Annotated in this window: 22 protein-coding genes and 1 tRNA gene; 7 read left to right on the forward strand and 16 right to left on the reverse strand. The window is 67.8% G+C overall.

The genetic code is table 11. From position 1 onward, the window contains the following. Positions 1-193 precede the first annotated feature (193 nt). Complete coding sequence (locus O3669_RS01095; protein ID WP_371523312.1) at positions 194-1,525, reverse strand: hypothetical protein; 1,332 nt, start codon at positions 1,523-1,525, stop codon at positions 194-196. 90 nt (positions 1,526-1,615) lie between these two features. Continuing rightward, positions 1,616-2,683: a 4-hydroxy-3-methylbut-2-enyl diphosphate reductase gene (locus tag O3669_RS01100; RefSeq protein WP_371523313.1), complete on the reverse strand. Its 1,068-nt coding sequence runs from the start codon at positions 2,681-2,683 to the stop codon at positions 1,616-1,618. 300 nt (positions 2,684-2,983) lie between these two features. Here O3669_RS01100 and xseA point away from each other — a divergent pair, with 300 nt between their 5' ends. The 3 genes from xseA to O3669_RS01115 are packed head-to-tail and all read left to right on the forward strand — an operon-like array spanning position 2,984 to position 5,420. Beyond that, on the forward strand, positions 2,984-4,153 hold the full coding sequence (gene xseA, locus O3669_RS01105) for an exodeoxyribonuclease VII large subunit (RefSeq protein ID WP_371523405.1): 1,170 nt from the start codon (positions 2,984-2,986) through the stop codon (positions 4,151-4,153). A gap of 57 nt (positions 4,154-4,210) precedes the next feature. After that, a complete protein-coding gene (locus O3669_RS01110) occupies positions 4,211-4,441 on the forward strand; it encodes an exodeoxyribonuclease VII small subunit (RefSeq protein WP_295917593.1) in 231 nt (76 codons plus the stop codon). A 43-nt stretch (positions 4,442-4,484) separates the two neighbouring features. Further along, entirely contained in the window at positions 4,485-5,420 is a 936-nt protein-coding gene (locus O3669_RS01115; protein ID WP_371523314.1) for a carbohydrate kinase, read from the forward strand. 91 nt (positions 5,421-5,511) lie between these two features. Here the strand turns inward: O3669_RS01115 and O3669_RS01120 are convergent, their stop codons facing one another. Beyond that, positions 5,512-6,273, reverse strand: coding sequence for an isoprenyl transferase (locus O3669_RS01120; RefSeq protein ID WP_295917598.1), 762 nt, complete (start codon positions 6,271-6,273; stop codon positions 5,512-5,514). A gap of 172 nt (positions 6,274-6,445) precedes the next feature. Here O3669_RS01120 and O3669_RS01125 point away from each other — a divergent pair, with 172 nt between their 5' ends. After that, positions 6,446-7,129: a hemolysin III family protein gene (locus tag O3669_RS01125; RefSeq protein ID WP_315282747.1), complete on the forward strand. Its 684-nt coding sequence runs from the start codon at positions 6,446-6,448 to the stop codon at positions 7,127-7,129. Positions 7,130-7,246: 117 nt separating this feature from the next. Next, positions 7,247-7,726, forward strand: coding sequence for a transcription elongation factor GreA (greA, locus tag O3669_RS01130; RefSeq protein WP_295917690.1), 480 nt, complete (start codon positions 7,247-7,249; stop codon positions 7,724-7,726). A gap of 94 nt (positions 7,727-7,820) precedes the next feature. Here greA and O3669_RS01135 read toward each other — a convergent pair whose 3' ends face one another. Next, positions 7,821-9,320, reverse strand: a complete 1,500-nt coding sequence (locus O3669_RS01135; protein WP_371523316.1) for an AI-2E family transporter — start codon at positions 9,318-9,320, stop codon at positions 7,821-7,823. Positions 9,321-9,425: 105 nt separating this feature from the next. On the opposite strand from O3669_RS01135, the gene msrA reads away from it, so the two are divergent. Next, entirely contained in the window at positions 9,426-10,052 is a 627-nt protein-coding gene (gene msrA, locus O3669_RS01140; protein ID WP_371523406.1) for a peptide-methionine (S)-S-oxide reductase MsrA, read from the forward strand. Between the two features lie 63 nt (positions 10,053-10,115). Here the strand turns inward: msrA and O3669_RS01145 are convergent, their stop codons facing one another. The 12 genes from O3669_RS01145 to galK all read right to left on the reverse strand — a co-directional run bounded on the left by O3669_RS01145 (position 10,116) and on the right by galK (position 22,767). Beyond that, positions 10,116-10,514: an FKBP-type peptidyl-prolyl cis-trans isomerase gene (locus O3669_RS01145; RefSeq protein WP_295968918.1), complete on the reverse strand. Its 399-nt coding sequence runs from the start codon at positions 10,512-10,514 to the stop codon at positions 10,116-10,118. 43 nt (positions 10,515-10,557) lie between these two features. Continuing rightward, entirely contained in the window at positions 10,558-11,535 is a 978-nt protein-coding gene (locus tag O3669_RS01150) for a Bax inhibitor-1/YccA family protein (protein ID WP_314768023.1), read from the reverse strand. Between the two features lie 151 nt (positions 11,536-11,686). Then, positions 11,687-11,760, reverse strand: a tRNA-Leu gene (locus O3669_RS01155). A 38-nt stretch (positions 11,761-11,798) separates the two neighbouring features. Continuing rightward, positions 11,799-12,776, reverse strand: coding sequence for a Ppx/GppA phosphatase family protein (locus O3669_RS01160; protein WP_295968922.1), 978 nt, complete (start codon positions 12,774-12,776; stop codon positions 11,799-11,801). 57 nt (positions 12,777-12,833) lie between these two features. Continuing rightward, the gene (locus tag O3669_RS01165; protein ID WP_295917611.1) at positions 12,834-13,343 is read right to left on the reverse strand and encodes a DUF501 domain-containing protein; all 510 of its coding nucleotides are present in this window, start codon (positions 13,341-13,343) and stop codon (positions 12,834-12,836) included. After that, on the reverse strand, positions 13,340-14,098 hold the full coding sequence (locus O3669_RS01170) for a septum formation initiator family protein (protein WP_371523317.1): 759 nt from the start codon (positions 14,096-14,098) through the stop codon (positions 13,340-13,342). Before O3669_RS01170 ends, O3669_RS01165 begins: the two co-directional genes overlap by 4 nt. Before the next feature lie 108 nt (positions 14,099-14,206). Continuing rightward, positions 14,207-15,484 (reverse strand): phosphopyruvate hydratase, encoded by a 1,278-nt coding sequence (gene eno / locus O3669_RS01175; RefSeq protein WP_295917616.1) that lies wholly within the window; start codon positions 15,482-15,484, stop codon positions 14,207-14,209. A 180-nt stretch (positions 15,485-15,664) separates the two neighbouring features. Next, positions 15,665-16,261: a hypothetical protein gene (locus O3669_RS01180; protein WP_371523318.1), complete on the reverse strand. Its 597-nt coding sequence runs from the start codon at positions 16,259-16,261 to the stop codon at positions 15,665-15,667. Between the two features lie 60 nt (positions 16,262-16,321). Continuing rightward, positions 16,322-19,906 (reverse strand): transcription-repair coupling factor, encoded by a 3,585-nt coding sequence (gene mfd / locus O3669_RS01185; protein WP_371523321.1) that lies wholly within the window; start codon positions 19,904-19,906, stop codon positions 16,322-16,324. A gap of 54 nt (positions 19,907-19,960) precedes the next feature. Then, the gene (gene pth / locus O3669_RS01190) at positions 19,961-20,563 is read right to left on the reverse strand and encodes an aminoacyl-tRNA hydrolase (RefSeq protein ID WP_371523322.1); all 603 of its coding nucleotides are present in this window, start codon (positions 20,561-20,563) and stop codon (positions 19,961-19,963) included. Beyond that, on the reverse strand, positions 20,553-21,416 hold the full coding sequence (locus O3669_RS01195; protein WP_295917624.1) for an SGNH/GDSL hydrolase family protein: 864 nt from the start codon (positions 21,414-21,416) through the stop codon (positions 20,553-20,555). The genes pth and O3669_RS01195 overlap by 11 nt, the downstream gene beginning before the upstream one ends. Positions 21,417-21,519: 103 nt before the next feature. Further along, entirely contained in the window at positions 21,520-22,767 is a 1,248-nt protein-coding gene (galK, locus tag O3669_RS01200) for a galactokinase (protein ID WP_371523323.1), read from the reverse strand. Positions 22,768-22,888: 121 nt separating this feature from the next. Between galK and O3669_RS01205 the strand changes: the two genes are divergently transcribed. Next, entirely contained in the window at positions 22,889-23,437 is a 549-nt protein-coding gene (locus tag O3669_RS01205) for a 2'-5' RNA ligase family protein (protein ID WP_315282726.1), read from the forward strand. Positions 23,438-24,050: the final 613 nt, after the last annotated feature.

Consider the following 24,050-nt stretch of genomic DNA (forward strand, 5'->3'; position numbering starts at 1 on the left):
CAATCAGCGGAGCCCCGCCCCTCACAGCAAGCTTACCGCAGTGTCAGACGCGCGCACGCGGCGGTCTCAGCTGGTGTGGTCGGGCCCTGCCACACGGGGCGCGCGGGCGCGCGGGAGGCGGTCGCGCGGGGAGGCAGGAAGAGGGACGAGCGGGAAAGGGACGAGTGGGAAAGGGAGGAGCGGGAGTGGCGTGCTACGCCGACGCGCGGGGGTAGAAGGCCTTCATTTCCTCGAAGGTCCCGAGCCGAAGTCGCAGCCCGAGGAGGGTGTCGACGGCCAGCGCCCGCTCCCCTGCTGCGAAGAATCGGGTGTAGACGAAATGGCTGGTCGTCTGGCCCGCGAAGGGCGCTCCAACCATGGCCTTCAGCGCGCCGCTCAGCTCCCAGGCTGCGCCCGCGAGCGCCTGGTCGTCAGTCCACGTCTCCCCTTCGGCGGGCGAGACGATGATGGCCCACTCGCCGTTGTGTTCGGGCTGGTAGGCCACCCAATCGGTGCCGACGATCGCCTGTTGGTTGAGGTAGGTGCCGGGCGTCCCGCCGAGCTCGCGCGTCAGGAGATCAGAGACGGGCGCACCGCCGAGCCACTGCTGGGCGATCCATTGCAGGTGTTGGGTAGTCAGGCCGGCGCGCATGGGGCTGGCGTTGTCTCGCGTGGTACGAGGCCTGGGTTTCTCATCAGCGTCAGCCTCGGCCAGTGCAACCGCCGTACGCAGGTCGTCGAAGGTGAGGGCGGGGCGTTTGTTGTGCTCGTTGTCGGGGGCGAACTCGTCCCAGTTGTGCTGCTCCATCCACGCGATCTGTTCCAGAAGATCAGGGGTTTCGCGCCCCGTCAGGCTCGTGGGGCCGGCGGCGAATCCGCGGGATTCCAGGAAGCGGACGTCGCGCAGGGGTACTCCTCCTGCCAGGCCCGCGAGGATGCGGCCGATTCCCATTGGGAATCCCGGGGGCAGGGTGACACAGTCGCCGGTTGCGTCGGAGGAGATCTGGACCCCGTCGACGGTGGCGCGCACCGTGATGACGCCCAGGGAGGTCACGCTCATGTCCCACTGGTAGATGATCTGGGGGCGCCAGGCGGGCGGGAGCTTCACCAGATCGTGGGGCAAGGCCTGGAAGACGGGATCGAAGACCTCGTCGAAGAGATCCCAGTTGTAGCACAGGCATGCGCACTGCTTGGTCCAGATGTCCCCGGGTTCTGCGGGGCCTGTGAGGATCGTCCAGTGGAAGGGCACGTCTTGCATGAGGCCCCACTTGAAGTCGCGGAATTCCTCGTCGTCGGCGTGCTCGGCGTTGACGAAGCTCACCGACACGAGGGGTGTCTCGGGTTCGTGTCCCCCGCTGATCGCCAGGGTGCGCTCGCCGAGGCGCCAGCGCACCTCGCTGCCGCATGTGCCTCCGCCGACGATGACGGGACGAGCGGGTGCCACCAGCTTCGCGGCATCCAGGAGGAACTGGTGCGCGTCCTCGAGCGTCAGGTCGCGCCCTACCAGGGCGGCGACGGCGTCGCTCACTCGTTCGATGGGATCCATGCGCAAACCTCCACGTTCGCTTGACAATCAGCGGAGCCCCGCCCCTCACAGCAAGCTTACCGCAGTGTCAGACGCGCGCACGCGGCGGTCTCAGCTGGTGTGGTCGGGCCCTGCCACGCGGGGCGCGTGGGGGCGCGCAGGCGCCATGCCGGCCTTCTTGAGGTCGGCGCGCAGGTCACGGGGAAGCGCGAAGGTCGTCGATTCGGTTTCGGTGCGGGCCACCTCGACGGTGGGGAATCCGCGCTCCTGCAGCCATTCGATGACGTCGCGCACGAGGATTTCGGGAACGGACGCACCGGAGGTGAGCCCGACGGTGCGGGCACCTTCGAACCAGGACTCATCGAGTTCCTCCGCCTTGTCGACGCGGTACGCGGACCCCGCCCCGGCCTCGAGCGCGACCTCGACGAGGCGCACGGAGTTCGAGGAGTTGGCCGAGCCGACGACGACCATGACGTCCACCTGGGGCGCGATGAATTTCACGGCGCCCTGGCGGTTCTGGGTGGCATAGCAGATGTCGTCCGACGGCGGGTCGATGAGCTGCGGGAATCGCTGGCGCAGACGGTCCACGGTCTCGCGGGTCTCGTCGACGGAGAGCGTGGTCTGGGAGATCCACACGACGCGCGAGGGGTCGCGCACGACGACGCCATCGACCTCGTCGGGGGTGCCCACGACCTGGATGTGGTCGGGTGCCTCGCCGAAGGTGCCCTCAACCTCCTCGTGGCCCTGATGGCCCACCAGGATGATGTCGTAGTCTTCCTTCGCGAAGCGCACGGCCTCGCGGTGCACCTTGGTCACGAGCGGGCAGGTCGCGTCGATCGTGGCGAGGTGGCGGGTGGCGGCGGCCTCGTGGACGGCCGGGGAGACGCCGTGCGCGGAGAAGACGACGCGGGCGCCCTCGGGCACCTCGTCGGTCTCCTGGACGAAGATCGCGCCGCGCTTGGTCAGCGACTCGACGACGAACTTGTTGTGGACGATCTCCTTGCGCACGTAGACGGGCGCGCCGTACAGCTCGAGGGCCTTTTCGACGACGTCGACGGCGCGGTCCACGCCGGCGCAGTATCCGCGGGGGGCGGCCAGGAGGATACGGCCGTTACCTTCGCCGTGGGCCTCGGGCAGGGGGGACTCGGCGCTGGCGCGCAGGTCGACGTTTTCATTCATGCGTCAACCCTATCGCCCGGGGCGCTGACCGTGCGCGTGGGCGCGGAAATCCCACATCGGCACCTCTATTGACGAGGCCGGGGCGCGCCCGCGTTGTCGTCTGCCCACACGCGTTGGGGCAGCGGCGCAGATGGGGGCGGCGTGTGGCATCCTGTGTGAGTGACCTCGCCTTACTCTCCCTCCTCGCCCGCAGCCGGGCCCGCTTCCGGCACTGCTCCTGCGCAGCCGCCCGCCGCGAAGGCCGCCGACACGACGCGGGATAACCCGTGGCCGCTGCGCAGGCTGACGGAGAACATCAAGGTGTATGTGGACCGCATGAGCCCCCTGTGGGTGGAGGGCCAGGTCGTCGAGTACAAGGTGCGCCCGGGCGCGAGAATGCACTTTTTGACGCTGCGCGACCTGGACACGGACACGTCGATGACGGTGACCGCGTGGGCGGGCGTCATGGATTCCACGCCTCTGACGGAGGGCGCGCGCGTGGTGACGCGCGTCAAGCCCGTGTTTTGGGAGCGTTCGGGTCGCCTGAACCTTCAGGCCGCCGAGATTCACCTCCAGGGTGTGGGCGACCTGCTCGCCCAGATTGAGGCGCTGCGCGCCCGCCTGGCCGCAGAGGGCCTGTTTGCGGACGCCCGCAAGAAGCCCCTCCCCTTCCTGCCGCGCACGATCGGGCTGATCTGCGGCCGCAATGCGAAGGCGAAGGACGACGTGGTCGTCAACGCATCGGACCGGTGGCCCACCGCGCGCTTCGAGATCCGCGAGGTCGCCGTGCAGGGAGACCACTGCGTGCCCGAGGTGGGCCGCGCGCTCCTTGAGCTGGACGCCATGGAGGACGTAGACGTCATCGTCATCGCGCGCGGCGGCGGCGCGGTTGAGGACCTGCTTCCTTTCTCCGACGAGCGCCTCGTGCGCGCCGTCGCGGACGCACGCACCCCCGTCGTCTCTGCGATCGGCCACGAGGGCGATTCTCCCCTGCTGGACTTGGTCGCCGACTACCGCGCCTCGACGCCGACGGACGCGGCTCGCCGCATCGTCCCGGACCGCGCCCGCGAGGGCGACGGCGTCACGCAAGCCGTCTCCCGCATGCGTGGGGCGTTGGCCGGTCGCCTCATGGCGGAGCGCTCTCACTTGTCGCTCCTGACGTCGCGGCCGGTGCTCCAGGGGCCGGGGGCCATCGTCGACGGGCACCGCAGCGCCCTCGATCAGCGCGTGACCGCGCTGCGCACGGCGGTCGAGCGCCGCCTGGCGTCGGAGCGCCAGAGCCTGACCCGTGCACGCGCCACGCTCACCGCCCTGTCCCCGCAGGCGACGCTGGACCGCGGCTACGCGCTGCTCAAGACGCCATCGGGCCAGCTCATCACTTCCTCGGCGCAGGTCAAGAAGGGCGACCTCATTGAGGGAATCCTCGCCTCTGGCCGCATGGTCGCCCAGGTGGTGGGCGCCACCAATCCGACCCCGCCCGCCGATTCGTAACCCGGGACCTGCGCCCCAGCCTCGTCCCACCAATCACCCAAGGTAAGGAAGAACACAATGACCGCGAATGATCAGCTGCCCGATCCTCAGTCCCTCGGATACGAGGCAGCGCGCGACGAATTGGTGCGCATCGTCCAGACCCTCGAGGGCGGGCAGGCACCGCTCGAGGACACGCTGTCACTCTGGGAGCGCGGCGAGGCACTGGCGGCGCGCTGTTCCCAGATCCTGGACGGTGCGCAGGCGCGTCTTTCTGGACTCGCGACGCCCCCGACCCCCGAAGCGCGCTAGTCTACATTCTGTAGATCCGCTCACACGCAGGCGAGGAGACACCATGACGGTGCAATCTGGACCCCACATTCTCGCGATCGGCGAGGCGCTCATCGACGTCGTCATCACGTACGAGCAGCCTGACTTCCCCGTTGAGGTCCCAGGTGGCTCTCCCGCGAACGTCGCCCTGACGCTGGGTCGCCTCGGCCGCCCGGTGGCGCTGGCGACCTGGATCGGTCTGGACGAGCGCGGCCGCCTCATCGACTTCCACATGTACGATTCCGGCGTGCATGTCACCGGGGCCTCGCGCGGTGCCTCGCACACGTCGACGGCGCTGGCACGCCTGGACGAGTCGGGGGCTGCCTCCTACACCTTCGACCTGGAGTGGGCGCCGGCTCCACCAATCACCGTTCCGCCTACCGCTCAGATCATCGAGGCGGGCTCGATTTCGGCGATCATCGAGCCGGGCGCCTCCGCCGTTCTTGACGCGCTGGCCAGCGGCCGCGAGCACGCGCTCGTGTGCTTCGACCCGAACGCGCGCCCCTCGATCATGGGCGAACCCGAGGCGGCCCTCGCCTCCCTCGAGCGTTTCATCGCGCTGGCGGACGTCGTCAAGGTGTCGGATGAGGACATCGAGTGGCTGACGGGCGGTGCCCCCATCGACGAGGTCGTGGATCGTTGGCTCGGCATGGGGCCCTCGCTCGTGGTCGTCACGCGAGGCAAGCACGGGAGCGACATCGCCACGGCCTCGGGCCTGCGTGTCACGAAGACCCCGGGCAACGTCGAGGTCGTCGACACTGTTGGCGCGGGCGACTCGTTCATGGGCGGCATCATCGACGCCATGTGGGGCATGGGCCTGCGCGGCGCCGACGCGCGCGAGGCTCTGCGTTCCCTGTCCGAGGAGCAGGTCCGCGCCATCATCGACCGCGCCAGCGCCGTCTCCGACGTGACCGTGTCACGCAAGGGCGCGAACCCGCCCTGGGCGCACGAACTGTCCTGAGGCGACTCCCCCCACCAACGCGAGCGAGGCCGGTCCCCACAGCGGGGTCCGGCCTCGTTCAGTGTGTGCGTGCGCGCGATGTGGCGCGGGCCTACTTGCCCATGCGGCGCTCGCGCTGGGCATAGGAGCGCAGGGCGCGCAGGAAATCCACGCGACGGAAGTCGGGCCAGTAGACCTCACAGAAGTAGTACTCGGAGTGCACGGACTGCCACAGCATGAAACCGGACAGGCGCTGCTCCCCCGAGGTTCGGATGACGAGGTCGGGGTCGGGCTGGTCCTTCGTGTACACGTGGGCGGTGATGTCAGCGTCCGTGAAGGAGTCGGCGAGCTCGTCGAGGGTGCGGCCCTGGGCGGAGGCCTCGCGCATCATGGCGCGGACGGCCTCGGTGATCTCGTGTCGGCCGCCGTAGCCCACCGCGATATTGACGGTCATCCCCTGCACGTCCGCGGTGCGCGCGACGGAAGAACGCAGGTCCTCGCCCACCTTCTCGGGCAGCAGGGACAGATCACCGACGACCGCCAGCTTCCAGCGCCCCTGGTCGGCCAGGAGGGACACGGCCTCGCAGATGATGCGCAGCAGCTCACCCAGCTCACCCGCGTCGCGCGAGAGATTGTCGGTGGACAGCAGCCACAGCGTCACGATGGAGACGCCCGCGTCCTCGGACCACTGGAGGAACTCGGCGATCTTGCCGGCTCCCGCGCGGTGCCCCTGCGAGGCGGTCGCGCCCAGCGACTTGGCCCAGCGGCGGTTCCCGTCGAGGATGACTCCCACGTGCTTGGGTACTGCCGCGTCGGACAGCTCGGCTTTGAGGCGACGCTCATACATGTCGTAGAGCATGTTCCACTGGCCCATGTCGTCTCTCCTTAGTGTCGGCGCGGCGCGCGGCGTACGCTTATGGGATTAAGGGTATCGCGCCGCTGGCCACAGGGAAACAGAAATGCTCTCGCAGTGCGAGAACAAACCCGCCACGTCAACTTACGGCGTAGTAACCTACGGTGGCGTAAGGAATTGATGAGGTGAAGAGATGAAGATCGCATCGCTCACGCCCAAGCAGTGGGCGTCCGGACAACTCGTCCACATCAAGCCGAAGTTGCGCGGGTGGCTCCACCTGGGCGCGGCCCCCCTATCCCTGGCAGCCTCCATCGTCCTGGTGTGCCTGGCCCCCACGACCCCGACCAAGATCGGATCGGCCGTCTACCTGGCCTGTTCCCTCATCCTCTTTGGTGTCTCCGCCACCTACCACCGCTTCTACTGGGCGCCCCGCTGGGAGACCGCGTGGAGGCGCATGGACCACTCCAATATCTTCCTGCTGATCGCCGGCACCTACACGCCGCTCACCATCGCCCTCCTGAACCGTTCCGATGCCACTATCCTCCTGTCCGTTGTCTGGGCAGGGGCGAGCGCTGGCATCTTGCTCAGCCTGTTCTGGCCCACCGCGCCGCGCTGGCTCTCCACCCTCGTCTACGTCGCGCTCGGATGGGTGGCCGTCTGGTACCTGCCTCAGCTATGGGCCGGGGGCGGACCCGCCGTCGTCTGGCTCATCGTCGCTGGCGGCCTCCTCTACACGGTGGGCGCTCTCGTCTACGGCCTGAAGAAGCCCGACCCCTCCCCCACCTGGTTCGGGTTCCACGAGATCTTCCACGCTTTTACCGTCGCCGCGTGGGCCTGCCACTGCGTCGCCGTCTACCTGGCGGTCCTGGGCGGCTGACGCGCCACCGACAGCGCTGAATACGTCGAGACGCGCAATGTTGCTACACTCGACACCGTGCGCGCCGACACCCCCGTGTCGGCGCTCAGTGGACTGACACACGTCAATGGAGGAACCATGGCCGACACTCAGTGGCTCACGCAGGCCCAGTACGACCTGCTCGCAAACGAGCTCAAGGAACGCGTCGAGGTCAAGCGCGTCGAAATTGCCCGACTCATCGACGCCGCCCGCCAGGAGGGCGACCTGCGCGAGAACGGCGGCTACCACGCCGCCCGCAACGAGCAGTCGATGAACGAGACGCGCATCCAGGCCCTCCAGGACATGCTCGAACACGCCGAGGTCGGCGAGACCCCCGCCGACGACGGCATCGTCGAGCCCGGCATGGTCGTCACCGCCCTGGTGGCCGGCCGCGAGCAGACCTTCCTCCTGGGTTCGCGCGACGCCGGCGGCGACCTGGGCATCCAGGTCTTCTCCGCGCAGGCCCCTCTCGGTGCGGCCGTCATCGGCCACAAGGCCGGCGACAAGCTCTCCTTCGAAGCCCCCACCGGCCGCATGATCGACGTCGAAATCATCGAAGCCAAGCCCTTCGAAGGCTGACGCGCTCCCGGCGAGACAGGACGCTGCCTCGCCCACTCACGCAACAGGCGGGTCCCACCCTAGGGTGGGACCCGCCTGCGTCATACGTGCGTGTTCACGCGTCCACGTGCGGCGTCGGGGGTTCCCCCGACGTCTCCTTCTCGCCCGCGGCCGAATCGCTCGAGGAGGCGGCCTTACCCGACTCCACCCGCACCTTCACCACGGGCTCAGACTCAGCCACGGCCTCGTCCATATCGAGCCTGGAGTGGTAGGGGCGCGTGTCCACCTTACCCGCGTACGTCGCGGCGATCTGCTCCTCAAGCATTCCGGGAGGCCCGCCCGGTCGGTCCTGGGCCGTAGCCAATTCGGGCATCGGGTCGTAGCCGTGCAGGTACATGACGGTCGCGTTGATGAAGGCCGCGATCGGCACAGAGAAGACCGCGCCCGCAATGCCCGCAATCGCCGAACCTGTGGTGATCACGAGCATGACAGCAACCGGATGCAACGATACTGCGTTCGACATCATGAAAGGCTGGAGGATGTTCGACTCGACCTGCTGAACCACCAGGATGATGATCAGCATGATGATCGCCTTGGACAGGCCGCCATTCACAGCGGCCACCAAGACCGCGATCACGCCCGACGTCAGCGCACCCAGAATCGGCACGAACGCCGCGAAGAACGTAATGACACCGATCGGAATGGCCAGGGGAACGCCCAGGAAGAACGCGCCCAGCGCGATGCCGGTGGCGTCAATCGCCGCAACCTGAATCTGTGTGCGCACGTAGGAACCGAAGGTCGCCCAGCCGCGGATCGCGCTTTCGTGGACGGGCACTCGCGCGGGCGCGGGCAGCAGGCGCACGCACCACAGCCAGATGGAGCGGCCTTCCTTGAGGAAGAAGAAGAGGCAGAAGAGCATCGTCAGGCCCGACGTGGCCAACGTGCCCACCGACGAGGTGATATTGATGGCACCGGTCGCCAGCGTCTCCTTGTTGGTGTCGAGCCAGGTGACGAGTTCGGTGCGCAGCGCCTCAAGCATGTTATTCAAAACGGCCGTGTCGAGCTTGAGTGGACCGTTCGTGAGGTAGTCGTTGTGTGCCAACGCGTTGAGCAAGGCGGCGAAGCCTTGCACGGCCTGAGTCGCCAGCTGCGGCACCTGCTGGATGAGCTCGGCGGCGGCCTGGCTCAGCGCGCCGGCGACGACCGCGAAGAAAATGAGCAGGCCGACGGTCGCAGCCAGGGACGAGGGCAGGTGCAGTTTCCGACGCATCCACGACACGAGCGGCTCCAGCAGAACCGCGAGGGTCAGCGCGATCGCGACCGGCATGATGACGAGCGTCAGGTGCGCTCCGACCCACATGCAGGCGGCGACCAGGCCGATGATGACGAGCGTGCGCCACGACAGAGCCGCTGCCACTCGCAAGCTGCGCGGAACCAGCGCGGAGGCGTCAACTTCGTCGCTGCGCTCTTCACGCACGGACAGGACGACGGGAGCGGGGGCCGAAGCATGCACGGGGGGCGTCGCGCGGGCGGAGTTCTTCGCGGGTATTACCGCGCTCACCCTCCCCATCAGGTCGGACAGGTTCCACCGAGGTCGTTTGGGTGTTGTGGCCACTGGCTCTCCTTTTCTCACTGCCCCAGCCTACCCGTCCCCGCATCTATTTCCAGAACTCACGCGCTCAATAGGCGCAAGCGAGGCGCAGGTGGTGAAATGGCATACATGAATGAGCTTTTTCGTGTGGCGCGCACGGGGGTGTCCCCGTCGGTGCACGCCGTGTTGGGGTCATCGATGAGCGACGAGGCCGGGGCTGGCCAGGAGGTTATCTTCCTGGCGGCTGGGTGCTTTTGGGGCGTGGAGAAGGCGATGTGGAACGCTCCCGGCGTCGTGACGACGGCGACCGGCTACATGGGCGGGCACACCGCTCATCCGACGTACCGTCAGGTCTGTTCTCATGCGACCGGCCACGCCGAGGTCGTGCGTGTCCTCTTCGATACGTCACTGACGAGCGCGGCAGACTTGATTCGGTTGTTCTTCGAGATTCACGACCCCACGCAGGTAGGCGGCCAGGGTAACGACATCGGCGACCAGTATCGTTCCGAAATCTGGACGACGACGCAGCGCCAGCTACAGGACGCGACCGCTTTGCGCGCAGCCTACCAGGAGGTGTTGAGCGCGCGAGGATTCGGCCCGATCCAGACGGTGATCTCTCCGGCCCCCTCCCCCGAGTCGAACGCTCGATTCTGGCAGGCCGAGGACTACCACCAGCAGTATCTGTTCAAGAACCCCGGCGGCTATGAGTGCCACGCGCGCACGGGCGTGGCATGCCCGGCGCTTCCCCAGGAGTAGACGGGGCGCAGCACACGCACGCGGGGGCCGACACGATGGTGTCGGCCCCCGCGTGCAGGACGATCAGTTCACGCCGAGGATGTCGGTGACGAACACGAGGGTCGCGCCGCCGGGGATACCGGCCTGCGGAACACCGCGAGCGCCGTAGCCGAGCTCGGCGGGAATGGAGAGCAGCACGCGGTCGCCCACGCGCTTACCGACCAGGCCCTCGTCCCAACCGGGGATGACCATGCCGACGCCGATCTGGAAGGACAGGGCGCCGCCGCGATCGAAGGAGTTGTCGAAGTCGGTGGCGGAGCCGAAGACGGCACCGTAGTAGTGGCAGGTGATCGTGTCGCCGGCCTCAACCTCCTGGCCGTCGCCGGCGCGCAGGACCTCGACGACGAGCTCGTCAGAGGGGGTGCCGTCGAAGGCGAGGGCGGGCTTGCGGCCGAATTCGCCCGTGACAGAGATGTTTTCCATGGTGTCTTTCCTTAAGGGGGTGTCGGTGATGCGGTGCGGCGCGTCAGTCGCGGCGCATGAAGTAGGACAGGATCTTGAGGATCTCGAGGTAGATCCAGATGACGTCCGTCATGATCGCGAAGGTGCACAGCCACGAGTACTTCACGGGCACGCCGGCGTTGACGCCAACCTTGACGGCGTCGAAGTCGCGCACGAGGCACAGGACACCGATGAACACGGCGAGCAGGCCAATGATGACGCCCAGCGGGATGCCGAACACGGGGGTGTTACGCACGGCCGTCATGTCGACCAGGCCGGTGCCCGACAGGAGAATGCTCAGCGAGTAGTAGATGAAGAACGCGAAGGAGCCGATGCCCGCGACTCGGGTGAGCGTGTTCGAGTTACGTACGAAACCGAAGCTGAACGCACCCAGCGTCACACCGATGACGACGAGGGTTGCCAGGACAGCGGTGACGACAATGCCCGGGTAGAGCGTCTCGAAAGCGAAGGACAACGCACCCAGCACGAAGCCCTCAATCGCCGAGTAGGCGATGATCGCGGCCGGGCGCACCTTCTGCGAGAAGCGAATCCACAGGCCCAGGCCAAGGGTCACGAAGCAGCTAACCAAGGCCATGAGCATCGCCAGAGCAGGAACGACAATCCCCGCCATCCAGCCGACGACCGCACCGCCGAAAACCAGGCCGAAGCACATGAGGGACTTAACCACGACGTCGTCGTAGGTCATGCGCCCACGATCCACCGCGTCGGCGGCGGGCCCGTTCATCATCGCCTCGTAGGAGGCCATCGGGTCACCGTAGGCGCCCTGCTGGCCGTACGCCTGCTCCTGGGGCATGCCGTAGGTCGGCTGAGCGGAGTAGGGGGCCGCCTGCGGCGGCGTCGCGTACGGGTGAGTCTGTCCCGCGTAGGGGTTGGGTGCCTGCTGCGAAGCGGGCTGGTAGCCGGGCATCGTGGGATAGCCGGCGGGCGTCGACGACTGGGTCGACCAGTCCTTGACGATCTTGTTCATCACCGGATTGGCCATATTTCCTCCTTCATCAGTGATGCAATGCCTCTAGTGTCGCACGGCGTCAGGCGCCGTGGGCAACATTTCATTATGCGCGCAACGAACGCATCCTTCCACGAGGCGTGCGGGCGCTACGAGCCACGGCCTCGTCAACAAAGCGTACGAACAGTACCCCCGGTGGGACTCGAACCCACAACACACCGATTTTAAGTCGGTTGCCTCTGCCAATTGGGCCACGGGGGCGAAGCGCATTACCAGCCTACGGGAGGCCGAGGCGCGCATCAAGCCTGGTCGATCATCGACATCGCGATGCCGTCGAGGATGTCGTGCTCGGAGGTGATGACCTCGTCGATGGGGTGACCGGCCGCCCGCGCACGCTCAAGCACGCGGGTGACGATGCGACTCCAGATGAGCGCACCGGCGGCAATGACGTCCTCGCGCCCCTCGGGCATGAAGCCCAGCGAGGCCTTCACGGAAGTCGGCTGATCCACCATGAAGCGAACGGCCGCGTCGATCTCGGGGGCGCTCAGGCGGGCGCCGTGGATGCGTTCGGGCTGGTAGGAGGTCAGGCCCAGGGCCTGCGCGGTCAGCGTCGTCACCGTGCCGGCGACACCCACGAGGGAGCGCACGCGCGCCAGGTCCACGGACTTTTCCGCGATGTCCAGCTGCTCATCGATCCACGCGATCGCGCGTTCCTGGTCGGCCGCGGGCACGCCACCGGCCGGATCCACGTGCGTGAAGAACTTTTCCGTGACGCGCACCGCGCCCATGTCGATCGAAATCGCCTGCTTGACGCTCGTCGAGCCCAGGACCAGCTCGGTTGAGCCGCCGCCGATGTCGACGACCAGCATCGGGCCGGGCAACGACTCGCCCAGCCCGCCCACGGCGCCGCGGAAGGACAGCGACGCCTCCTGCGTGCCCACGACAACCTCGGGCTCGACGCCGATGACGGCCTTGATCTGGCGGACGAACTCAGCGCTGTTGGACGCGTCTCGCGTCGCCGAGGTCGCCACAAAACGAATGCTCGTCGCACCAAGCTTTTCGATCATCCGCTGGTACTCGACGGTGGCCTCCACCGCGCGCGAAATCGCGGCGGGATCGAGGTACCCGCGCGCATCCACGCCCTGTCCCAGGCGCACGATGCGCATCTGGCGGGTCAGGTCGGCCAGGTGAGGCCGGCCATCCTCACCGATATGTCCATCGGCGACGAGTAGTCGGATCGAGTTGGTTCCACAGTCAATGGCAGCTACGCGGGTCATCGCTTCGTTTCTCGTGTGTCGTCCCGGACGAGGCCGGGGCTAGCGTGTGGGAATGGTTCAGCAGGAGCAGCGCTCGGTTGAGAACAGGCCGCGCTCGGCCAGCATCGCGAGCGCGCGGTCACCGATCGGGTTCACGCCCGGGCCCGCGGCCAAGGCGTGGCCGACGAGGGCGTGCAGGCACTTGACGCGCGTGGGCATTCCGCCGGCGCTGACGCCGGAAATCTCGGGGACGTCGCCCAGGCTCAGGCGTGCGTCGATGTAGGCCTGGTGGGCACGCGCGTAGGCGGCGCGCAGCTCCTCATCCTCGGCGAGTTGGGCGTTGAGGGTCTCCATGACGTGCTCGGCCTCCAGCGTCGAGGCCCCCTTGACCGCGGCGGGGTGCGTCAGGTAGTAGGTCGTGGGGAACGGAGTACCATCGGGCAGACGCGGCGCAGTGGCGACGACCGTGGGGCGCCCGCACACGCAGCGCGCGGCGATACCGACGACGCCACGGGGGATGCGCCCCAGTTGGGAGCGCAGGACCTCCAGATCCTCTTCGGTAGCGTCCGTAGTGTTAACGAGGCTCATTCTCCGCTTTCTTGGCCGGTGGTGTTTGCCTGGCCGGACTGGCTCGTCTCGGCCGATGGGATGGGGTTCGAGGTGGGCGGCTGGTCCGCCTTCCCCACAAGGATAGCGACCTGTTGCACCCAGGGCCGCGCGGGCCCGGTCGGCGCTGCGGCCGCGGCCATCGCGGAGTCCTGGTATTGCGGCCCGGGATCGACGACCGTGTATTGAGTCTCACCGGGGCGCACGTATCCGAGGCGTTCGCGCGCCTGGGTGGAGATGTAGTCCGGGTCGCTCCACAGGTCCAGCTGGCGCTGCATGTCAGCGTTCTTCTTCTGCTGTTCGGCCACCTGTGCCTTGATCTGAGCCAGTTCGCGCTCCTGCTGCCACCATTGGTAGAGGCTGGGCACCAGCATGACGGACAAGATCGCGGCGACGACCATGACGACGACGAGGCGCGTGGAGACGTCCAGGCCGCCGATCGACAGGACGGGGGCGTTCTCGCGCGGCGTGCGCTTCGAATCGCGTCTCCTGGCGCGCCGGTCGCGGCGCACCCTGTCCGAGGACTTCTCCCCCGTCGTGCGCGCCGCCTTCTTCCGGTCCGCCTTGCCGGCCTTGTCCTTCTTGCGCGCCGAGGCCTCGTCCTCCTTCGCCGCCTGTGCCGCGGCCCTGCGCTGGCGAGACTTTTCCGCGTTGATCTCACGCGTCGTCCGCGCTCCCTCCGAGGCGGAGGAGCGGCGACGCGGGGAGGGGCGGGAGGAGGGACGACGACTAGCCATTCTTCTATCGTGCCCTATGAACGCGAATTTGGCTCACCCCACGCCGTGAAAAAACTCCGCGCGGACCCTTGCGGGCCCGCGCGGAGCTATGCGGCTAGTTGCCTAGACTCACTTGAAGCGAGGGAAGGCGGAGCGGCCGGCGTACACGGCGGCCTCGCCCAGCTGCTCCTCGATGCGCAGCAGCTGGTTGTACTTGGCGACGCGCTCGGAGCGAGCGGGAGCACCGGTCTTGATCTGGCCGGAGTTGGTGGCGACGGCCAGGTCGGCGATGGTGGTGTCCTCGGTCTCGCCGGAGCGGTGCGAGGTCATCGAACGGTAGCCGTTGCGGTGCGCTTCCTCGACGGCGTCGAGGGTCTCGGTCAGCGAACCGATCTGGTTCACCTTGACGAGCAGCGCGTTCGCGGCGCCCAGCTCGATGCCCTTCTTCAGGCGGGCGGGGTTGGTGACGAACAGGTCGTCACCAACCAGCTGGACGCGGCCACCGATCTCGGAGGTCAGGGCCTTCCAGGCGTCCCACTGGTCCTCATCCAGCGGATCCTCGATGGAAACCAGCGGGTAGTTCGAGATGAGCTTCTCGTAGTACTCCACCATGTACTCGGTCGAGCGGCCTTCGCCCTCGAACTGGTACAGGCCGTCCTTGAAGAACTCGGAGGAGGCGACGTCCAGGGCCAGGGCAACGTCCTCGCCCGGCTTGAAGCCGGCCTTCTCGATCGCGGAGACGATCAGGTCGAGGGCCTCAGCGTTGGAGTCCAGGTTGGGGGCGAAGCCGCCCTCGTCGCCCAGACCGGTGGACAGACCGCGGTCCTTCACGACGCCCTTGAGCGTGTGGTAGACCTCGGCGCCCCAGCGCAGGGCCTCACGGAAGGAGGGAGCGCCGAGGGGGGCGATCATGAACTCCTGGATGTCAACGTTGGAGTCCGCGTGGGAGCCACCGTTGAGGATGTTCATCATGGGAACGGGCAGGACGTGAGCGTTGGGGCCGCCCAGGTACTTGTACAGGGGCAGGTCCGCGTACTTCGCGGCGGCCTTGGCGACGGCGAGGGAGACGCCGAGGATGGCGTTCGCGCCGAGCTTGCCCTTGTTGGGGGTGCCGTCCAGGTCAATCATGGCCTGGTCGATGTAGCGCTGATCGTCGGCTTCCTCGCCGATGAGCTCGGGGGCGATCTGCTCGACGACGGCGTCAACGGCGTCCTGGACACCCTTGCCGAGGTAGCGGTCCTTGTCGCCGTCGCGACGCTCGACGGCCTCGAACGCGCCGGTGGACGCGCCGGAGGGAACGGACGCGCGCGCAGCGGTGCCGTCCTCGAGGACGACCTCGACCTCGACGGTCGGGTTACCGCGCGAGTCGAGGATCTCGCGTGCACCAATGCCTTCAATAACTGCCACGTCATTCTCCAATCGATGTTGTTGCGTGGAAGCGGTCAGTACAACGGTAATACGGACCGCCATGTGTGGTCACCCCCGATGAGGCGACGTCTTATGTTTTGGAGCGAAACGCTCCTGTGTGCGACGCCGGACAAGCGACATTAGTCCCCCGCCCGGTGTGAGCGAATACTCACACAAGCGTCACTGCGTCCTGGTTCCCGTCTGGCCCCCACCCATCAGCGCAGACGGATCAGGGTCCTGCGGGCCGGCAACCGCGTCTCCGAACAGGGGCGGCTGCCCATTGACGGAAGAGACCGGGAAGCGCGGGTTGAGCGTCATGCCGCTGGCCGCACTGGCCTCGTTCATCGCACTGTTGATCGCGTTGGCCGCAGCGGGGTTCATCTGCATCTGCCCGCGCAGCTGCGCTTCGAGGATGAGCGCCGTCAGCGCGTCGCGCGTCGTGGGCGTGAGTTCGAGGGGAGCAGCGTTGTGGGCGGCAGCCGCGTCCTGATTGAGCATATTGATCATCTCGTCGGTCACGGTGATCCCGGCAACGGCGGCGCCAGCCGCGTAGGCGTCCTGGTTCATGAGCTTGGCGCGAATCTCGCCGTCGGAGTAGTTCTGCTGTCCGCCCGCCAGAACGTTGATCTGGCTGGCGGCTTCGTGAATATCCGCGTTGGAGTACGTAGCCCCCGACGACGTGACGATGGCGGCACCCGGGTGGGCCGAGCAGGCCCCCATTCCCAGTCCTGCGGCCACGACCAGGGCGGCGGTGGCGAGCTGACGTGTGTAGCGCACGTGCGTTCCTTCCTCAGATGTCTTGCAACGCAATAGGACCAGTGTATTCCACCACAGGTACTACTCGCCAAAAGGTACGAGAATCTTGGTCACTAGCGTCTCCACCCACTCCAACAGAGGCCCGTCCGTCAGCGGGGATCCGCCGATGCGCGTGGTGAGGGGCAGGGGCACGAGGACCTGGCGCACGGCCGTCTTGATGACCGTTCCCGGGTGCAGGCGCTTGAGGCGCATCACCTGGGAGTCGCGCAGCTCCACGGGGCTGACGCGCAGGTACTTGCCCTGAGTAACGACCTCTGCGATGCCGACGCGGCGCACGATCTCGCGCAAGCGGGCGACGGCGAAGAGCAGGTCGACCTGGGGCGGGATGGGGCCGTAGCGGTCGACCAGTTCCTCGCGCACGTCGGCTTCCTGCTCGGGGGTGGAGGTGGCCGCGATCTTGGCGTAGACCTCCAGGCGCAGGCGTTCGCCACGCACGTAGCCCTCGGGGATGTGGGCGTCGACCTGGAGGTCCATGCGCACGTCGGTCTTCTCGGTCGGGGCGTCGCCTCGGTAGGCGGCGACCGCGTCGGAGACCATGCGCACGTACAGGTCGAATCCGACGCCTTCAACGTGCCCGGACTGGGCGCCTCCCAGGAGGTTGCCGGCGCCTCGGATCTCGAGGTCGCGCTGGGCGACGGCCAGGCCAGCCCCCAGCTCCGTGTTGGCGGCGATGGTCTTGAGGCGCTCGTGCGCGGTCTCTGTCAGCGCCTTGTCGCCGGGGTAGAAGAAGTACGCGTAGGCTCGTTCGCGGCCTCGCCCGACACGTCCGCGCAGCTGGTGGAGCTGGGACAGGCCGAAGGTGTCGGCACGGTCCACGATGAGCGTGTTCGCGTTGGAGATGTCCAGGCCGGTCTCGACGATCGTCGTACAGACCAGGACGTCGAACTCGTGGTTCCAGAAGTCCTGGATGACGGCCTCGAGCTGGTGTTCGTTCATCTTGCCGTGGGCGGTGCGCACGCGCGCCTCGGGCACCAGCTCGGAGATGTGGGCGGCGACCGAGGAGATCGAATCGACGCGGTTGTGCACGTAGAAGACCTGGCCGTCGCGCAGGAGCTCGCGCCGGATTGCGGCGCTGACCTGGGCGTCCGTGTAGGCGCCGACGAAGGTGAGGACGGGCTGGCGTTCCTCGGGCGGCGTCTGGAGGATCGACATTTCGCGGATGCCGGAGATCGCCATCTCGAGGGTGCGCGGGATGGGGGTGGCCGACATGGACAGGACGTCGACGTCGGTGCGCAGTGCCTTGAGGGTTTCCTTGTGTTCGACGCCGAAGCGTTGCTCCTCGTCGATGATGACGAGGCCGAGCTTCTTGAAGGAGACGGTGCCGGTCAGCAAAGCGTGGGTGCCGATGACCAGGTCAACCTCGCCCGAGGCCAGCCCGGCCTTGACCTCCTCGGTTTCCTTGGGGGTCGAGAAGCGCGAGAGCGTGCCGATGCGCACGGGGAAGCCCGCGTAGCGCTCGGCGAAGGTCTCGGCGTGCTGGGTGACCAGCAGGGTCGTGGGCACGAGGACGGCGGCCTGGTAGCCGTCCTGGATGGCCTTGAAGGCGGCGCGCACGGCGATTTCGGTCTTGCCGTAGCCGACGTCGCCCGTGAGCAGGCGGTCCATGGGGACGGGTTTTTCCATGTCGGCCTTGACCTCGTCGATGGTGACGAGCTGGTCGGGTGTCTCGACGTAGGGGAAGGCGTCCTCGAGTTCGCGCTGCCAGGGGGTGTCGGGACCGAAGGCGTGGCCTTTGGTCTGCTGGCGCACGGCGTACAGGCGGATGAGTTCCTTGGCGACCTCGTTGACGGCCTTCTTGGCGCGCGCCTTGGTCTTGGCCCAGTCGGCGCCGCCCATCTTGGTCAGGGAGGGCTCGTCGGAGCCGGTGTACTTGGAAATCTGGTCGAGGGCGTCGGTGGGCACGAAGAGCCGGTCGGCGGGCTGTCCGCGCTTGGAGGGGGCGTATTCGATGACTAGGTAGTCGCGCGTGGAGGCCGCGTCCCCGCGCCCGATGGAACGCGAGACGAGCTCAATGAAGCGTCCGATGCCGTGCTGATCGTGGACGATGTAGTCCCCGGGGTGCAGGGTCAGGGGGTCGACGCCCTTGCGCCTGCGCGAGGGCATGCGCCGCATGTCGCGCGTGGAGGCGCCCACGCGCCCGGTCAGGTCGCCCTCGGTGAGCACGGCGAGCTTGAGGTGGGGCGCGACGAATCCGACGCCGGCCTGCGCGGTCGTAATGGTCACGAGGCCTGCGTCGGGCCGCTCCTCGACGCTGTCCGCGAGCGCGGCCGGGCACGAGGCGTCGGTGAGGATGGAACGGATACGGCGTCCCGGGCCGGGGCCTTCGGTGGTGACGACGATGCGCCAGCCCTGGCGCGCCAGGTCGGTCAGGTCGGCGCAGGCGCGGGCGAAGTCGCCGCGGTAGGGGTGCACGTCGCGCGCTCCCACGCGCATGAGGGTGGGTGAGACGACGACGGGTGCGGGGCCTGACTGACCCGCGGACCCGGCCTCGGCCTCGTCGATGGCGGAGGCGAGGTCGGCGGGCGGCAGGTCGGTGAGCTCCCACCAGGGGCGAGTCCCGCTCCCCCACAGGTCGGCCAGGTCCAGGAACGAGGCCTTGGAGGCCTCGAGGGGGGTGTCGGCTCCCCCGGCGGCGGCGCTCCACGCGGCGGCGAGGAACTCCTCGGTCGTGGCCACGAGGTCGGCGGCGCGGGCGCGGATGCGTTCGGGGTCGGAGGCGAGGATCGGCGACCCGGCGGGCAGCAGGTCGAGGAGGGACTGCATGCCGCTCACCAGAATCGGGGCGAGGGATTCGATGCCGGGGGCGGCGATTCCTTCAGCGGCGAGGGTCAGCATCTCGGCAGCACCGGGCAGGCGGTCGGCGGCCTCGCGGGCGCGGGCGCGCACGGCCTGGGTGAGCAGGAGTTCGCGGCAGGGAACGGCCCACAGGCCGTCGGCTGCCTCGCCGAGGGTCCGCTGGTCGGAGACGGAGAAGGCGCGGATATCGTCGACTTCGTCGCCCCACAGCTCCACGCGCAGGGGGTGGGGTTCCTGGGGCGGGAAGACGTCGAGGATGCCGCCGCGCACGCTCATCTGGCCGCGGCCTTCGACCATGTCGACGCGCTCGTAGCCGAGCTCGGCCAGGCGATTCGTGGTCTCGGTGAGGTCCAGGATGTCACCGGTGCGCACGCGCACGGGCTCGAGGTCGGCCAGGCCGGAGATGATCGGCTGGAGGAAGGCGCGGATCGGCACGACGAGCACCGAGATCGGTCCCGCGCTCTCGTCCCCGGCGATGGGGTGGACGAGGCGGCGCAGGACGGCGATACGCCTGGCCATCGTGTCGACCTGGGGAGAGAGGCGCTCGTGGGGCAGGGTCTCCCACGCGGGGAGCATCGCCACGCCCGGGATCCACGAGGCCAGGGCATTCGTCAGCGTCTCAGCGTCGCGCCCGGTGGCCGTGAGGACCACGAGGGGCGTGGCCGCGCGCGTGGCGACGGCCGCGAGCAGGGGCGGGCGGATGCCGACGGGAGCGACGATCGTGCCCGAACGGCCGACCTCGAGGGAGTCGGTCGCCGTCTCGATCGCGGGATCGGAGGTGATGTCCGGGAGGAGTCCGGTGAGAAGCACGCGCTGCCTTTCGCGGTGAGGGTGGCGCGGCGCCCGGTCGGGCGCGCGGCCCGATCAGGCCCCTGTGTGCAGGGCCATCTGGGTGGGGGCAAAACCCTTGGTAACGATGTCTTCGACCACGTCGGCGGCCTGCTCGAAGGTCACGTCCCAGTCGGGTCGTTCCTTGGCGGGCACGGGGGCCAGCACGTAGTCGGCGGGATCCATGCGCCCCGGCGGACGTCCCACGCCGATGCGCAGGCGCGCATAGTCGCGCGTGTGCAGGTGCTGGGTCAGCGACTTCAGGCCGTTGTGGCCGCCCTCTCCCCCGCCGATCTTCATGCGCAGCGTGTGGGCGGGCAGGTCCATGTCATCGTGAATGACGAGGATGCGGGCCGGGGGAATCTTCAGGAAGGAGGCCAGCGCGCTGATCGGGCCGCCGGAGGTGTTCATGTAGGAATCCGAGCGCGCGAGGATCACGCGGGGGCCGGGCACGCCGCCCGGGCCGATCCCGAGGCGAACGTCAGCGGTGTGCGTGCGCGAGCGGTGCGAGGTCAGGGTCGCACCGCCGCGCGAGGCGAGCACGTCGAGGGTCAAGTACCCGACGTTGTGTCGGGTGGAGGCATACTGCGCGCCGGGGTTACCTAACCCGACGACGAGCCACGGTCCGTCAGTCGTCATACTCCGATTGTGCCACCCGCGCCGAGAGCATGTCCCACTGGGGGGCGTCCTCGACGACGGGGGCTGCCTCACGTCGAGACGTCGCCCAGGCCTCGGCGAAAAGCTGGGCCCACTTGGCGTAGGCCGCCGAGTTGGGGTGGAAGAAGTCCGCCGCGTGGTAGGCGAAGGTGTAGGTCGGCAGGGAGTACTCCTGCGTGAGGGAGCGCAGGTCGACCAGGTGCGCGTCGGAGTCCTCGACGGCGGCGCGGATGCGGTCCGACATATCCTGCGCGCGGCTTTCCTGCGGCATGATGCCGAAAGACGGGATGGTGGAAACCAGGGCATCAGCAGGCAGAGAGGCGAGAACGCGGCGCAGGCGCTCCTCGAACTGTCCGGGGGCCATATCTTCGGCCATGACGTCGTTGCCGCCGATCGTCAGGGTCACTAGGTCGGGGCGGTAGGGACCCTCCAGCAGGCCCAGGCCGCGCATCTGGGGGATCTGGGTCAGTTCGACGGATTCGATGGTGGCGCCCGACAGGGAGAGGTTGAGCATCAGGACCTCGCGGTCCAGCTGCTCGTTAATGGCGGAGGCCAGGCGCGCCGGGTAGGACTCGGTGACGCGCGAGGCGCCCATGCCCTGCACGGAAGAGTCGCCCAGCGACACGATCAGGTAGGGGCGCTCGCCCTCGGGGTGTTCGTCAAGCTGACGCAGGCGCTCCAGCGTGGCCAGGTTGTGGTTCTCCCAGGAGCGGCGGTAGTCACCGCGCTGGGAATCGAGGCGCAGCAGGCGTCCGATCGCCACGCCGCCGCCGAAGAGACTCGCGCCGCCAGCCGCCGCGCCAGCCACCTGCCATGCTCGTTTGCCGATCCCCATGTTGCGTCCTTCCCGCGTTTTCGTTGCTTCCTCAAGTGTAACGAGGCCGGGGCCGGTGCTTCAAATGCTGAAGCACCGGCCCCTCGGGTCGTGTCGGGTGCTTTTAGCCCAGTCGCCCGGCTGGCGCACCCGGCAGGGCTCGGATGAAGTGAGGAGTCTCCCAGCCGCGCATCTCATAGGCGCGCGCGACCGCCTGAGCGATGTCCAGGACCGCGTCCGCACTGACAAGCGCGATCGCGCTGCCACCAAAGCCGCCGCCTGTCATGCGAGCGCCGTGCGCGCCCGCCACGCGCGCCGCCTCCACGGCCACGTCCAGCTCCTCGCACGACACCTCGTAGTCGTCTCGCAGCGAGTCGTGGGAGTCGTTCATGAGCGCGCCCGCGACCGCCAGGCGCGTGCCCTCCAGCGGCCCCTCATCCAGCAGCTCGATGAACGCGCGCGTGCGCGCGATCTCCGAGACAACGTGGCGGGTGCGCGCAACCAGGCGATCATCGCCCAACGCAGCCGAGGCCTCGTCCAAGTCCTCCACCTCGACGAGCTGTCCCACGCCCAGGATGCGCGCCGACTCCTCACAGTCCGCGCGGCGCGACCCGTACTGGCCGTCCGCCAGCGAGTGCTTGGCGCGCGTGTCGATGACGAGAAGCTCGAGGCCGACCGCGCTCAGGTCGAAGGGAACTTGACGTGTAGACATGTCCCGGCAATCGAGGGCCAGCGCGTGGCCCTGACGGCAGCGCAGCGACGCCGTCTGATCCAGGCCACCCGTGTTAGCGCCCGCGATCTGATTCTCCGCTGCCTGAGCGGCCTTGACCAACACCTTGCGGCCCTCGTCGTTCGGATCCTCAAGCGAACCCGCCAACCCCAGGCCACAGACCTCGTCCAAGGCCACGGCCGTCGCACATTCGAGCGCGGCGCTCGACGAGAGGCCACCGCCCAGGGGCACGCACGACCACAGGGCAGCATCGAAGCCGGGAAGCGGGCCATATCCGGCCTGCTCGAGGGCCCACGCGACGCCAGCGAGGTACGCGGTCCAGTGGTTGGCCACCTCGCCGGGGGTCCCCTTCGGACCGATCACGTCGAGGTCGAGGACGTCGATCGCCTCGCGCGTCTGCGTCGACACCAGGCGAACCGTGCGATCACTGCGGGGCGACAGCGCCACAAACGCACGGTGCGGCAGGGCAATGGGCAGGCAGGGGCCGCCGTTATAGTCCACGTGCTCGCCGATGATATTGACGCGCCCGGGCGCGCTCCACACGCCCCGAGGCTCGCAGCCATACGCGTCACGAAACAGGTTTGCGGCCTGCACGGCCCCTTCATCGGGAGTAGCGGCGTCGGCCCACACGAGATCAATCACAAGATCCTCCTTGGTCTCACTCACTCAAGGCTACGTGAACGCCCTCACAACCTTCAAGCGCTATCCCACCCCCGCTCCCCGGTACAGTGGGAGGCCCACCCAGCGACACAGGACAGGCACCATGTTCCTCCCCCAACGACTTCCCGGCCAGGACTGGCTCGGCGTCGTCGTCGCGATCCCCGAACCGTGGGTCACACAGCTCACCGAGCTGCGCCTGCGCCTGGGAGACCTCGCCGGATCGCGCATCCCCGCGCACATCACGCTCATGCCACCCACCCCCGTCGCACGCGAGGCTCGCGCCGACGTCATCGACCACCTGCGCTCCATCGCCTCGCGCCACGCCCCCTTCCGCATCACATTGTCTGGCACGGATTCCTTCCGTCCCATCTCGAACGTCGCCTTCATGACGCTGGCTGAAGGCGCCTCCGCGTGCACGGATCTCGCCGAGGAGATCCGATCCGGCCCCCTCGATCACGAGACGCGCTTTCCCTACCACCCACACGTGACGCTTGCTCAGGACGTCGACGATATCGCCCTCGATCTTGCGCTCGACATCGGCGCCACCGTCGAGGCCTCGTGGATCGTTCCCGGTTTCCGCCTGGACCGCATCGATCCCTCGGGCATCTACTCCTCGATGGCCCTGTTCGACTTCGACGCCTCCGGTCGCTGAGCTTCTGCCTACCTCGCTTCCACGCGGCAGCTTCGCCACCACACTTCCGTGCGGCAGCTTTGCCACCACACTTCCGTGCGGCGCGCACCCACTGACATTTCGGGCGGCGCGAGGCCTGCCCACTTGATCCGGCCGGTTGCGCCTGTGGGCGGCGGCCCGCCCGCGAGATCGCCACACACGAGCTTCGCTCGGAGTGATCGATCTCGAAGCCCGGCCAGGCCCCGCCGCCGCCCACAGGCCCCACAACCAGGCCCCATCAATGTCGCACGTAATTCCCTCGCAACTACTTCAAATTTTGAAGTCACACTGTTGGAATTGCAACGTTTCTAGCGCTTGTTGAAACTTCACCCAATCGAATTACGTGCGAGATTTTGGAAAACAGTGCCACAGCTCATACAACAGGTCGCCCGCTGGTGTTCCCAGCGCCCTCCACACCGGCACTCTCGTTACTGCTAGCAGCCCAGCGCCAGGACCCGCCACCGCCCACAGGCACCGCAACCAGGCCCCATCAATGTCGCACGTAATTCCCTCGCGACTACTTCAAATTTTGAAGTCACACTGTTGGAATTGCAACGTTTCCAGCGATTGTTGAAACTTCACCCAAACGAATTAC

This window comes from Pauljensenia sp. 20925_1_34 (assembly GCF_041432775.1).
In the GTDB taxonomy this organism is placed as follows: Bacteria; Actinomycetota; Actinomycetes; order Actinomycetales; family Actinomycetaceae; genus Pauljensenia.

Bases quoted from the DNA above. Each gene is read 5' to 3' on its own strand.
- O3669_RS01205 (WP_315282726.1), top strand. From the start codon at position 22,889: ATGTTCCTCCCCCAACGACTTCCCGGCCAGGACTGGCTCGGCGTCGTC.
- O3669_RS01170 (WP_371523317.1), bottom strand. From the start codon at position 14,098: ATGGCTAGTCGTCGTCCCTCCTCCCGCCCCTCCCCGCGTCGCCGCTCC.
- O3669_RS01115 (WP_371523314.1), top strand. From the start codon at position 4,485: ATGACGGTGCAATCTGGACCCCACATTCTCGCGATCGGCGAGGCGCTC.
- O3669_RS01195 (WP_295917624.1), bottom strand. From the start codon at position 21,416: ATGGGGATCGGCAAACGAGCATGGCAGGTGGCTGGCGCGGCGGCTGGC.
- O3669_RS01095 (WP_371523312.1), bottom strand. From the start codon at position 1,525: ATGGATCCCATCGAACGAGTGAGCGACGCCGTCGCCGCCCTGGTAGGG.
- pth (WP_371523322.1), bottom strand. From the start codon at position 20,563: ATGACGACTGACGGACCGTGGCTCGTCGTCGGGTTAGGTAACCCCGGC.
- O3669_RS01120 (WP_295917598.1), bottom strand. From the start codon at position 6,273: ATGGGCCAGTGGAACATGCTCTACGACATGTATGAGCGTCGCCTCAAA.
- O3669_RS01165 (WP_295917611.1), bottom strand. From the start codon at position 13,343: ATGAGCCTCGTTAACACTACGGACGCTACCGAAGAGGATCTGGAGGTC.
- O3669_RS01145 (WP_295968918.1), bottom strand. From the start codon at position 10,514: ATGGAAAACATCTCTGTCACGGGCGAATTCGGCCGCAAGCCCGCCCTC.
- O3669_RS01150 (WP_314768023.1), bottom strand. From the start codon at position 11,535: ATGGCCAATCCGGTGATGAACAAGATCGTCAAGGACTGGTCGACCCAG.
- O3669_RS01100 (WP_371523313.1), bottom strand. From the start codon at position 2,683: ATGAATGAAAACGTCGACCTGCGCGCCAGCGCCGAGTCCCCCCTGCCC.
- O3669_RS01125 (WP_315282747.1), top strand. From the start codon at position 6,446: ATGAAGATCGCATCGCTCACGCCCAAGCAGTGGGCGTCCGGACAACTC.
- msrA (WP_371523406.1), top strand. From the start codon at position 9,426: ATGAATGAGCTTTTTCGTGTGGCGCGCACGGGGGTGTCCCCGTCGGTG.
- O3669_RS01110 (WP_295917593.1), top strand. From the start codon at position 4,211: ATGACCGCGAATGATCAGCTGCCCGATCCTCAGTCCCTCGGATACGAG.
- greA (WP_295917690.1), top strand. From the start codon at position 7,247: ATGGCCGACACTCAGTGGCTCACGCAGGCCCAGTACGACCTGCTCGCA.
- O3669_RS01160 (WP_295968922.1), bottom strand. From the start codon at position 12,776: ATGACCCGCGTAGCTGCCATTGACTGTGGAACCAACTCGATCCGACTA.